The sequence below is a fragment of the Nonomuraea sp. NPDC005650 genome (genome assembly GCF_040605375.1).
In the GTDB taxonomy this organism is placed as follows: domain Bacteria; phylum Actinomycetota; class Actinomycetes; order Streptosporangiales; family Streptosporangiaceae; genus Nonomuraea.
In genome coordinates this window covers 45,494-56,828 of record NZ_JBEXCR010000068.1, presented here as the reverse complement: position 1 = coordinate 56,828, position 11,335 = coordinate 45,494, and the positions used below count along the sequence as shown (strand labels likewise).

Annotated in this window: 11 protein-coding genes and 1 pseudogene; 7 read left to right on the top strand and 5 right to left on the bottom strand. The window is 69.7% G+C overall.

From position 1 onward, the window contains the following. The 4 genes and pseudogenes from ABZS69_RS61445 to ABZS69_RS61430 all read left to right on the top strand — a co-directional run. A pseudogene (locus ABZS69_RS61445) lies at positions 1-213 on the top strand (ABC transporter ATP-binding protein); the annotation flags it as partial. 6 nt (positions 214-219) lie between these two features. After that, the gene (locus ABZS69_RS61440) at positions 220-984 is read left to right on the top strand and encodes an ABC transporter permease (RefSeq protein WP_355392514.1); all 765 of its coding nucleotides are present in this window, start codon (positions 220-222) and stop codon (positions 982-984) included. A gap of 67 nt (positions 985-1,051) precedes the next feature. After that, on the top strand, positions 1,052-1,657 hold the full coding sequence (locus ABZS69_RS61435) for a DUF1707 domain-containing protein (protein WP_355392511.1): 606 nt from the start codon (positions 1,052-1,054) through the stop codon (positions 1,655-1,657). A 223-nt stretch (positions 1,658-1,880) separates the two neighbouring features. After that, a complete protein-coding gene (locus ABZS69_RS61430; protein WP_355392508.1) occupies positions 1,881-4,040 on the top strand; it encodes a hypothetical protein in 2,160 nt (719 codons plus the stop codon). Positions 4,041-4,185: 145 nt separating this feature from the next. On the opposite strand, the gene ABZS69_RS61425 is transcribed toward ABZS69_RS61430, so the two are convergent. After that, a complete protein-coding gene (locus ABZS69_RS61425) occupies positions 4,186-4,629 on the bottom strand; it encodes a hypothetical protein (RefSeq protein WP_355392505.1) in 444 nt (147 codons plus the stop codon). Between the two features lie 214 nt (positions 4,630-4,843). Between ABZS69_RS61425 and ABZS69_RS61420 the strand changes: the two genes are divergently transcribed. Both ABZS69_RS61420 and ABZS69_RS61415 read left to right on the top strand, forming a co-directional pair. Then, positions 4,844-5,413: a TetR/AcrR family transcriptional regulator gene (locus tag ABZS69_RS61420; RefSeq protein WP_355392502.1), complete on the top strand. Its 570-nt coding sequence runs from the start codon at positions 4,844-4,846 to the stop codon at positions 5,411-5,413. A gap of 25 nt (positions 5,414-5,438) precedes the next feature. Beyond that, positions 5,439-6,617 (top strand): GDSL-type esterase/lipase family protein, encoded by a 1,179-nt coding sequence (locus ABZS69_RS61415; protein ID WP_355392499.1) that lies wholly within the window; start codon positions 5,439-5,441, stop codon positions 6,615-6,617. 50 nt (positions 6,618-6,667) lie between these two features. On the opposite strand, the gene ABZS69_RS61410 is transcribed toward ABZS69_RS61415, so the two are convergent. Next, positions 6,668-6,937 carry a hypothetical protein gene (locus ABZS69_RS61410; RefSeq protein ID WP_355392496.1) on the bottom strand — a complete coding sequence of 90 codons (270 nt, stop codon included), beginning with the start codon at positions 6,935-6,937 and terminating at the stop codon, positions 6,668-6,670. Next, a complete protein-coding gene (locus ABZS69_RS61405) occupies positions 6,928-8,070 on the bottom strand; it encodes an alpha/beta hydrolase (RefSeq protein ID WP_355392493.1) in 1,143 nt (380 codons plus the stop codon). The genes ABZS69_RS61410 and ABZS69_RS61405 overlap by 10 nt, the downstream gene beginning before the upstream one ends. 199 nt (positions 8,071-8,269) lie before the next feature. Here ABZS69_RS61405 and ABZS69_RS61400 point away from each other — a divergent pair, with 199 nt between their 5' ends. Continuing rightward, entirely contained in the window at positions 8,270-8,809 is a 540-nt protein-coding gene (locus ABZS69_RS61400) for a GNAT family N-acetyltransferase (protein WP_355392490.1), read from the top strand. A 27-nt stretch (positions 8,810-8,836) separates the two neighbouring features. Here ABZS69_RS61400 and ABZS69_RS61395 read toward each other — a convergent pair whose 3' ends face one another. Further along, a complete protein-coding gene (locus ABZS69_RS61395; RefSeq protein ID WP_355392487.1) occupies positions 8,837-10,222 on the bottom strand; it encodes an SPFH domain-containing protein in 1,386 nt (461 codons plus the stop codon). Between the two features lie 77 nt (positions 10,223-10,299). Continuing rightward, complete coding sequence (locus tag ABZS69_RS61390; RefSeq protein WP_355392484.1) at positions 10,300-11,322, bottom strand: alpha/beta hydrolase; 1,023 nt, start codon at positions 11,320-11,322, stop codon at positions 10,300-10,302. Positions 11,323-11,335: the final 13 nt, after the last annotated feature.

Below are 11,335 nucleotides of genomic sequence, written 5' to 3'. Positions count from 1 at the left end.
CGGCGGGGGACGACGGTGCTGCTGACGACCCAGTATCTGGACGAGGCCGAGCAGCTCGCCGACCGGATCGCGATCCTGCACGAGGGGCGGATCCTTGTGAACGGCACTCTGGCCGAGCTCAAGCAGTTGCTGCCGCCGGCCAAGGTCGAATACGTCGAGAAGCAGCCGACCCTTGAGGACGTATTCCTCGCCCTCGTCGGCACGGACGCGTAAGGAACAATGATGGCCAAGCATTTCTTCGGTGACACCGCCGCCCTGTTAGGGCGGTCCCTGCGCCACATCATGCGCAGCGCGGACACCATCATCACGACCACGATCATGCCGATCGCCATGATGCTGATGTTCGTCTACGTGTTCGGCGGCGCGATCAAAACAGGGTCGGATTCGTACGTGAATTATCTGCTGCCCGGCATTCTGCTCATCACGATCGCCTCGGGCATCGCCTACACCGCATTCCGGCTCTTCATAGATATGAAGAGCGGCATCTTCGAGCGGTTCCAGTCCATGCCGATCGCACGTTCGTCGGTGTTGTGGGCGCACGTGCTGACCTCGCTGGTCGCCAATCTGATCTCGCTCGTGGTCGTGGTGCTCGTCGCCCTGCTCATGGGTTTCCGCTCGGGAGCGGGAGTGGCGGCCTGGCTCGCGGTCGCGGGCATCCTGATCCTGTTCACCCTGGCGTTGACGTGGATCGCCGTCATCCCCGGTCTGTCCGCGAAGTCCGTGGAAGGCGCGAGCGCGTTCTCCTACCCGCTCATCTTCCTGCCGTTCCTCAGCTCGGCCTTCGTACCCACCGACACCATGCCCGGCCCGCTGCGCGTCTTCGCCGAGCACCAGCCGGTGACCTCCATCGTCAACGCCATCCGCGACCTGTTCACCCAGCAGCCGGTCGGCACCGACATCTGGATCGCCCTGGCCTGGTGCGTCGGCATCCTCGTCGTCGCGTACGCCTTCGCCATAGCCACCTACCGTCGCAGGATCGCGTAGACAGCCGTCTCCAAAACCGATCAGTCAGGTGGCCGCGGTGCCACCACCTCACCACGGAGGAGGCCGGATGCCGGTAGATCCCCCCAGCTCACCCGCGCTGCGCGCGTCCGACGCGGAACGCGACCGGGTCATCGAACTGCTGCACGCCGCCGTCGCCGACGGCCGGCTCGACGCGGTCGAGTTCGACGAGCGGCTGAACGCGGCGCTGGCCGCCCGCACCATCGACGAGCTGACCCCGCTCGTCACCGATCTGGTCGCGGCGCCAGGCGGCGACCGCGCACTCGCGCTGCCGTTCGCCGGGACGCCGGCCGAGCCGGCCGCCGAACTGCTCACCATCAAGGAGCGGCACGGCTCGGTGCGCCGTGACGGCCGGTGGACGTTGCCGCACCGGATCACGCTGCGCACAGCGTGGTGCAACGTGCTGCTGGACCTGACCAGCGCGGTGCGCAGCGCGCCCGAACTGGTCATCGAGCTGCGGGTGAACGGCGGCAACGTGGAGTTGGTCCTCGCGCCGGGCATGGTGGTGAACGCCAACGAGCTGTCGGTACGGCACAGCCTGGTGGCGATCAGCAGGGACGCGGGCGACAACGCGCCGGAGACGCTGGAGGTCCGTTTGGTCGGCCGAATGCGACACGGCCGGCTCGACACCCGATGGCAGGCGCCGCGCCGGTGATGCGGCAGGGCCCGGACACCCCGGCATCCGGGCCCTGACATCTCGCGCGTGGTGCGGGCGCGCCGCCGTACTCCGGGCTGAAAGGGCGAGTGGCAGAGCAGGTTCAGGGCCACGCCGTAATGGATCGTTCCAGTGCCTGTAATGACAAACTTCGACGCTAAATCTTGCGCGATGCGCCGCATGGGAGGAGAAGAGAAGTCTCGCACTCATGGGAGGGGGCGCGATGAAGCGCTTGAAGAAAGACACCCAGACCTCGGTCGAGGAAGAAGCGGGCATGCGAGCCCGCGAGCACAGGGGACTGCCCGCCGTTCACCTGCGGCCGGCGGTGCTGCTGTCCGGCGAGAACGTCTGGCGCGTGCAGATCAGCCCGAGCCCGCGCACGCCGTCGCCGTTCGGCAGCAGGATGGGGGACCACACGATCGCCTGGGCGGTTCACCTGGACGTCCTCAAGGCCGAGATGTACGGCAAGCCGATCAAAGAGGCCGTCGTGGTGCTGCAGACGGCGCATGACGAGGCCACCAGATGGATGGCCGACCCGGTCGGCACGCAGATGAAGATGCTCGAGTGGCTGAGCGACCACGACGCGCGGGTGCTGCGGCTGGAGGACTCCGACTTCCGCACGCGCAAGCATCTCGACGCGGCGCTGCAGGGCATGGTCGCGGGGCGGGCCGACGAGATGGTCGCGGCGCTCGGCCCGGCGCTGGCCCACCATCTGGCGTACGTGAACTACACGCCGTACGCCACGGTCCGCAACCTCAAGGACCGTTCCACCGGTTCGGCCGAGGCGCACTACCGCAGGATCATCATGCAGTGCGAGCGCTACTACGTGGACCAGGCGGCCAAGCCCCAGAAGATGGAGACGGAGCCCGTCCAACCGGCCCAGCCGCCGACCATGACCAGGACGGGGACGGTCATCCTGCGGCCCGAGGATTTCGAGGAGCCGACGCCGCCGCCCGATCTGCCGGCGGTCAAGGCGGCGCTGTGGCGCATGTTCTCCTTCGACGCCGCGCTGCGCGAGACCGGCCTCAACTACGCCCTCAGCCAGGCGGCGGCGATGCAGCCGCGCAACGACAGCCGCAAGCTGGGGCAACTGGCCGTCCAGATGATGAAGCACCTCGACAAGCGCACGTCGTTCACGCTGGACGTCTCGGGGATCGAGCAGCAGGCCAAGGCGCTCACCGAAAAGCTTCGCGGGGAGGGGGCGCAACAGCACCTGTTCAAGGCGGCGCAGACCATCAAGAACGTGGCCGCCAACCTGGTGTTCGCCGACCCGGAAGTCTACGCCTACAACAAGAAGCTGATCAACAAGTATCTGGCGCTGGCCAAGGGAGAGACGCAGGGCGAGACGACCAAGGCCAACGACTCCACCGACCGCTTCGTCAAGATCATGTCGTACCTGCTGCACGAGCATCAGCGGCTGTGCTCGCTCGCCTACCCCCAGAGCGTGTCCCACTCGGAATTCCTGTCGCCCACCCCGGGCGAGGCGGCGATGGCCGAGCTGAAGGCGCAGCTCGCGAAGCTGTATCCGAAGCTCAAGTTCAACACCGAGGCGGGCACCCAGCTGCTGGCCCTGCTGAAGGCGGAGCTCGACAGGATGCCGAGGCTGCCCGCCGTCGACCAGGTCAAGGGCTGGGTGAGCGACGACACCGGCGACCCGCTCGTGGTCACCTTCGTCGATCGCCAGGGCGCCGACATCAACGGCCGCCCGCCCGCTCCCGCGGGGGTGGCGGGCATGGGCTGCCACACCACGGCGTGGGTGATCCAGAGCACCGCGGTCAAGAAACTGCTGGAGCGCAGGGCCAACAACGAGGACGGGCTGGCGGTGCTGGAGGAGGCCATCGAGGCCGACCTGGCCTCCGAATTGATCAAGCTCGACAGGTACCTGCCGCTGGCCCAGCTGGAGGGCGGCCAGCTCGGCGCGATGTTCCAGGCCGCCTTCGACACGATCACCGACGCGACGGCGGGGGAGTCCGCCGCCTCGTACCTCACCTTCCGCAACCTGCTGCCCTTCGCCACGGTGGACGCGGGCGACCGGGGCGGACACGGCGAGAGCCTGAACGCGACGGAGCCGCAGACCTTCGACGCCAAGGCTCTGGGCACGACGCTGGAGCTCTTGCGGGAAGAGCGCACGCAGACGCCCAAGCAGATCGCCAAGCGGCTGCGCGCCGTGGCCGACGAGCTGGAGGACGAGCTCACTCTTGAGGGCGACACCCACTGGTCGGCCGACCACCGCATCACCGCGGCGGTGGAGGACTCGGTGGACCGGCTGCGCGAGGAGGCCGATCTGCTGATGGCCGGGCAGGTCGCCGACGCCACAGCGTTGATCAAGCAGACGCGCCAGAACGAGCACCACCGTCTGTATCTGCAGGCCCACCAGGTCTGACCGCCACCGAACCGCCCGGCCACGTCGGAACGGCCGGGCGGTTCCTGCTTGGGTGGCATGCTGAGCGCCGGGGGTGCAGGCGGTTCATGAGCCTGTGGAAGCCGGCGAGGGTGAGCAGGTGGCCGCGGTGGGGCTCCGCATGGCTCTACCCGGTGGCGAACAGCGAGCGCAGGTGCCTGCCGTTCGCGATCACGACGACGCCCGCCAGGAGCACCCCGCAAACGCCCTGCTCGACCCTCATCCACGGTGGCAGAAACCCCGGGATCGAGATCAGGACCGCGATGGCCGCCACCATGACGCCCGAGGCGATTCGCAACCGCAGGTACGCGCGGCGGCGGCCGCGGGCGGTGCCGACGACGAAGGCGAGCATCAGCACGGAGGTGAGGGCGACGATCCCGCCGCGCACCCAGACCGCGTCGTTCACCAGCCCAGGATCACGGCGGAGCACATAGGCGGCCACGATCGTGAGCACGCTGAGGGCGACGTAGGCACTCACCAGGAGCTTCATGGTGCGAAACGTCGCCAGGCTGCGCGGCTGGTTCAGCGCTTGGCCGGAGATCACGGCAGGGCGTGAGCTGCGGGTGTTCATGGAGAAGCCCTCCTCTCTGTACGGCCTCCAGCGTCGCAACCCCACGCCGGACCGCGCATCGACCATTCACCCGGAACCACGGCTGAACCGGCGGACCGGCCGGACGGCTGAGCCGCCCCACCGATCGGCTGACCGGGTCGCCCCTGACGCCGCCCCATTTGCCTAAAACTATTAGGCAAATGCATACTAGCTTTAGCCTAGCGAGAGGAAGGTCATGGTCAGAGCAGGGCTGACCCCGGAGCGGCTGACCCGGGAAGGGGCGGAGCTGGCCGACGAGGTCGGCTTCGACCAGGTGACCGTCTCCGCGCTCGCCCGGCGGGTCGGCGTCAAGGTCGCGAGTCTCTACTCGCACCTGAAGAACTCCCAGGACCTCAAGACCAGGATCGCCCTGTTCGCGCTGGAGGAGCTCGCCGACCGGGCGGCCGCCGCCCTGGCCGGGCGGGCCGGGAAGGACGCCCTGGCCGCATTCGCGGAGGCCTACCGCGACTACGCCCGGGAGCACCCCGGCCGCTACGCCGCCGCCCGGCTCCGGCTCGACCCCGAGACGGCCGCCGCCAGTGCCGGAGTCCGGCACGCACAGATGACGCGGGCGATCCTGCGCGGCTACGACCTGGCAGAGCCGGACCAGACGCACGCGGTCCGGATGCTCGGCAGCGTCTTCCACGGCTACGTCAGCCTGGAGCTGGCCGGAGGCTTCAGCCACACCGCCGTCGACTCGCAGGAATCCTGGACCTGGATCTTGGATTCCCTCGACGCTCTGCTACGGAACCAGGCCACATCCTGATATTTCGGAAACACGGGTTGAGACAATGAACACTGAACACGACTGGATCACCACACCTGTCACCGCGGACCTGCTGCGCGGCTTCCTCGACGTGGAAGCGACCGCCCACGGTCTGCTCCCGCATCGGCTGCCCGCCCGGGCGCGGCGGCAGATCCCTGACGACCGACTGGCCATGGCCGAGGCGCAGCCCTCCGGCGTGCGGTTGACCTTCCGCACCCGGGCCACCACGATCGAACTGGACACGTTGCCCACCAAGCGGGCCTACCGAGGCTTCCCGGCCCAGCCGGACGGCGTGTACGACCTGCTGATCGATGGCCGTCTCACTGCCCAGGCCACGGTGGCCGGCGGCAGGGTCCACATGATCATCGACCTGGTCACCCAGTCCGCCGAACTGCGCGAGGGGCCCGCCGGCACCGCCCGGTTCGCCGATCTGCCGGCGGGTGACAAGGGCGTCGAGATCTGGCTTCCGCATACGGAGATCACCGAGCTGATCGCCTTGCGCACCGATGCCCCGGTCGAGCCGGCGCGGGACAGCGGGCGCAGGGTGTGGCTGCACCACGGCAGCTCCATCAGCCACGGCTCGAACGCCGCCCACCCGACCGCCATCTGGCCGGCCCTGGCAGCCGCCCAAGGGGGAGTGGAGCTGGTCAACCTGGGGTTCGGTGGCAGCGCGCTGCTGGACCCGTTCACCGGCCGGGCGATGCGGGACACCCCCGCGGACCTGATCAGCGTCAAGCTCGGCATCAACGTCGTCAACGGCGACGTGATGCGCCTGCGCGCCTTCACCCCCGCGGTCCACGGCTTCCTGGACACCATCCGCGAGGGGCATCCGGCCACTCCGCTGCTGGTCGTGTCCCCCATCCTGTGCCCGGTCCAGGAGGACACCCCCGGCCCCCTCGCGCCCGACTTCGACGGCGGGACCTTGCGGTTCAAGGCCACGGGCGACCCGGCCGAACGCGCCGCCGGGCGGCTGACGCTCAACGTCATCCGGGACGAGCTCGCCAGAATCGTCGAACAGCGGACGGCTGACGACCCGAACCTGCACTACCTCGACGGCCGCGACCTTTACGGCGAGACGGACTACGCCGAACTCCCGCTGCCCGACGAGGTCCACCCCGATCCCGCAGGACACCGCCGCATCGGCGAGAACTTCGCGCGGCTCGCGTTCGGCGACGGCGGTCCCTTCGCCGCCAAGACCGGCTGACCACACCGGTCCGGGCACGCCTCTCACGATCCTTGACGGGTGGTCTCAGATCACCCCAGCTGTTTCCAGATGCGCGTGAACACGTCGAGCTGCGCCGGGTTGTAGAGATCGAGGAGCGCGTTGATCAGCGTGGCGGTCGCCGCGTGCCGACCGGTTGCGGCGTGCTCGACGGTGCGCGGTGGTGTCGGGTGCTTCGCGTTCAGCGCGAGCATCTGCGGGGCGATGAGCCGGGCGAGTCGCTCGCGGGTCTCCTCGTCGGCATCCGGCGGGAGCGCGTCGAACTCGTCGGTCGCGTCATCTCGCTCGAGGGTCAGCGGCACTGCTTGATGCGGACGGAGCAGAACGTGACCTCGGGATAGCGGGCGGACGGCTTGTCCAGCAAGGGCTGCGGCCTGGCCGAGAGGTGGCGGGCGAAGAAGGCGGCGACGTAGGCGCGGGTGATCTCCACGGAGCGGACGCCGGTCATGGAGAACCCGAGGTCGATGCCGATCTGTTCGGCCAGCATGGGGACGTCGGTGAAGGACGCGTGCTCCGCGCCGGTCACCACCAGCCACCGCTTCCAGCCGGTCAGCTTCTCCCAGTCGCGCGCCCAGCTGCCGTCCTTGCCGCCGGGGCTGTGCATCTCCGCCGTGCCCACGAACAGGAACGGCTGGGACAGGCCGTCCTTCGGGATCGGGGCGAAGGTGCTGCCGTCCAGGTTGACTCCCGCGCGGATGCGTGTGTCCTTCACCATGGCCGCGATGCTGCTCGCGCCGCCGACCGACTGACCGGCCATCCCGATGCGTGACCGGTCGATCAGCGCGGCCCCCTGCCACTTCGGCTTCGAGCCGGTCAGCTGGTCGAGGACGAAGGAGACGTCCGCCGCCCGGCTCCGGACGACTTTCTGCCCGAGGTCCGGGTCCTTGTTCCCGCAGGCGACGCACGTGGCGACCCGCCCGTCGGGGAAGGCGGTGGCGACGCTCTCGTAGGTGTGGTCGATGCCGACCACCACGTTCCCCCTGCTGGCCAGGTCCTCGGCCAGGCTGGTGAGGGAGCTGCGCGGGGAGCCGAGACCGGGGGAGAGCACCACCAGGGGCAGGCCGCCCTTGCGGCTCGCCGGCGCGGCGTCGGCGTAGGCGTTGGTCCGTACCTTGCTCAGCATGTCGGGTGCGACGCCGGGCAGGCCGGCGTCCTTCACCAGCAGCTCGGACTCCTTCGGCGTCACGTACTGGGCCCGGTGCCCCTGGCGCGGCTTGACCGCCGGGTACCACAGGGACACCATCAGCTCCCTTGACGTCGCTGTGGGAACCCACGGGTCACGCCGGGAGGTGTCCTTCAGGTAGAGGGACGTGGTGCCGACCGTGTCGGAACCCGTGGGGGCGGGCAGCCGCGGTGCCGCCGGCGCCGCGACCGCGGGGAGGGGAGCCGGGAAGGTGAGCAGTCCGGCGAGAGCCAGCACAGGCCACCGATGCATTGTTTCGTCGCCCTTCTTCGGCAATTTGAGGTCGTCCGCGACGGTAGGCGCGGCCGAGGGGCGGGCGCGTCGGCCGTCATGCCGAATTCGGGTACTTCCGAGGAATGATCTGAAGCGGCCTCATCCTCGCGATGTACTCCCGGAGGACGCCTGTCACGCGGGCGGGTGCGGGGGGCCCGTGTCCTAGGATCACGGGCCTATGAGCCAATTGCGCACGCTGTCCGCCACGGAAGTCTCTTCGGAACGGCTCCTGCTTCGCAGAGCGTTGCACGACGCCGACCGTGAAGGATTCATCGAGCTCTCGACCGATCCCGAGGTTCAGGCGTACATCGGTGGTCCCCAGCCTCGGGGTGACGTCGAGCGGCGCTTCGACGCGGCACTCGCCAACGTGACCTCTAGGCCCGGCAATTACGTCATCGCGGACAACGCGACGAACCGATTTATCGGGACATTGATGCTGGCCTGCCGGCCGGCCGAGGGTGACGAGGAACTGGAACTGGGCTATGTACTGCGGCGCAGCGCATGGGGTGCGGGGTTCGCGTTCGAGGCCGCGACGGCCGCGTTGCGCGCCGCGGCCGACGAACTCCCCGACCAGCCGGTCTCGCTCGTGACCCAGACCGCGAACAAGCGATCTCTGAAACTCGCCGCCCGCCTCGGCTTCCGCCCCATCAGCACGTTCGAGGAGTACGGCGCCGAGCAGACGCTCTGCACGGCTCCCCTGTCCACGTTCCGAATCTGATCTCGGTTCTCGACACAGTGAAGGCGATCAGGAACCCGGGGTGTCCCGGTCGATCGCGGAACGCAGCACTCCGACCATGGCGGCGAGCTCGGCCAGCAGGCCCGACACGGTGGTCCGGTCGCTGCCGTTGATCGACACCATGCGCAGCTCCTCCGGCTTGGGGAGTTTCGCCGTGATCTCGGGCAGCAAGCCAATCAGCTTGGCCTGCAGGCTGGCCGGAGACTGCTGGTTGTCGATGTCGGCCCGCAGCCGCAGCCGCTCCACGTCCAGCAGCGCCCGCTCATGCTCGGCCAGCGCCCGGGAACGCGCCAGCTCCAGCTCGCCGGCGAGCTCCAGGCTCTTGAGCTCCTGCTCCCGCTCGATCCGGAGCCTGCCGGTCTCGGACTCCTCGGTGTGCCGTTCGCGCTCCATCCGCAGCGCGTGCAGGGTCGTCTGGGTCTCCAGCTCCGCCACCGCCCTGGAGTCGTCATGCTGGCGCTGGGTGCGCCGCAGCCGCTCGGCCACCTCGGTGTCGAACCGCCACGCGTCGTTACGGGCCCGCAGCCCGGCGAGCTCCCGTTCGTTCTCCAGGCGCTGGGTCTCCTTGACCCGTTCGCCCGCCATCTCGCGCTGGGTGATCGCCTCTTCGGACTGCAGCTCGGCCAGGCGGGCGCGCTGCCCCTGCTCGGCCCGGTAGGGCTTCTGTAAGTTCTCCCAGAGCCGCGACGAGCTGACGACGGCCTCCTTGATCTGGACGGTGACGATGCGCAGACCGAGCCCCTGGTCGCTGTCGTCCTCGCCCTCGGCCACCGCGCGCAGGCGGGCGGTCAGCTCCTCGATGATGGGCTGCTTGTCGCTGAGCACGTCACGCACGCCCATGGTCGCGACCTTGTCCTTGATGGCCGCCTCCGCCTGCTCCCGCAACTGGAGGTTGACCAGCCGCATCGGGTCCTGCGGATCGCTGAAGTCCAGCTTGCGGTAGGCGACGGGGAAGGTGTGGATGATCCACTGCACGTACCCCTGCACCAGCACACCCTGGAGCTCGCGGCAGACGCAGTAGGCGTTGATCAGGATGGTCTGGGTGGCCCCCGGCACGACCAGGAACGAGTCGGTGGACGGGTTGAAGCGGAACGACACGCCCAGGCCGACGTGCAGGGGCTTCTCGCGGCCACGCCGGGTGTGCACCACGAAGGCGTTGGGCGGGACGAGCACGTTCTTCCAGCGCCAGAACCCGGTGATCCGCACGTCCACCGGGCCCGCGGCCGCCTTGTCGGGCGCCGCCCCGCCGATGGCCCGCTCGCGCTTGACCAGCGCCGCCGCCGGGGGCGCCGGCTCGACGGAGGCGGCGCGGCGTGCCCTGAGGTCGTCCTCGAGCACCGCCTGCTGCGCGACGACCCGTTCCAGATAGGCATTGCCCTTGTCAGCGGTGCTCATCGTCCCCTCCGCCCACCTCGCGACTGCCGCCGAGTCTTGCCTACGCCGCCGAACCACCGCAACCCGCTCGGGCAGCCCTACGCCGTCGCCATCTCGTCGCCGCGGGCGGCGGGGGAGCCGAGGGCCGCGCGGACGAACCGTTCAACCGTCTCCCAGGTGGGCGGCGGCGCGTCCGTCAGAAGCCCTCGGTGCCCGGCCCTCGTCCACCTGGCGACGTGGCCTTCGGCCCGCGCCGGGTCGGTGAGGAAGGAGTGCTCGTGCCCGAGTTCGGGGATGGAGTAGAACAGGGCGGTGCCGTTCCGCGCGGCGACGGCCTCGAACAGCAGGGCACTCTGGTGCTCCGGGACGAGCCGGTCCGCCCGGCCGTGCACGATCAGCAGCGGCGGCATGCCGGCGGTCACGTGCGTGACGGGGTTGGCCAGCGCGACAGCCTCACGGTGTTCCCGGATGGGGCCGCCCATCAGGCGAGACTCGGGGGACAGCGGGTCGTCGTGGCAGTCCGACAGGCCCAGGAGGGCGTTGAACTCCTCGCGGGCGCCGGGCGGCATGTGCGCGTCCATCTGCAGGAAGTCGGTCGGCCCGTAGAGGTCGACGGCCGCCTGCACCCGGCTGGACGGCCCCACGACGCCGACCTCGCCCTCCAGCTCCGGTACGTCGCCGGTGAGCGCCGCCATCGTGGCGACCCAGCCGCCGGAGGAGTTGCCCATGACGGCGAACCGGCCCGCGTCGAGCCGGTGCCGCGCGGCGTTCGCGCGCAGCCACCGTACGGCCGCCTTCACGTCGTGGACCTGGGCGGGGAAGACGGCCTGCCCGCTGGCCCGCACGCTCACCCCGGCCACGGCGTACCCCGCCGGGTTGAGGGCGGCGGCGACCTCCGCCGCGCCCTGCTTGCCCTCGTCGGAGCGGAACGCCGACCCCGACGTCCAGATGGCCAGCGGGTACGGGCCCCCGCCCGCCGGCACGTACAGGTCCAGCAGGTGGCCGCGGCCGTCCTGCGGCTGGGGCGGGGCGTAGGCCAGCTCGACGAGCCGCTCGACCTCGACGCCCTGCATAGGCTCGGCTGCCGCCAGGAAATCCGCGGCCGTTGACTGGATCGTCACGGAACCTCCTCGT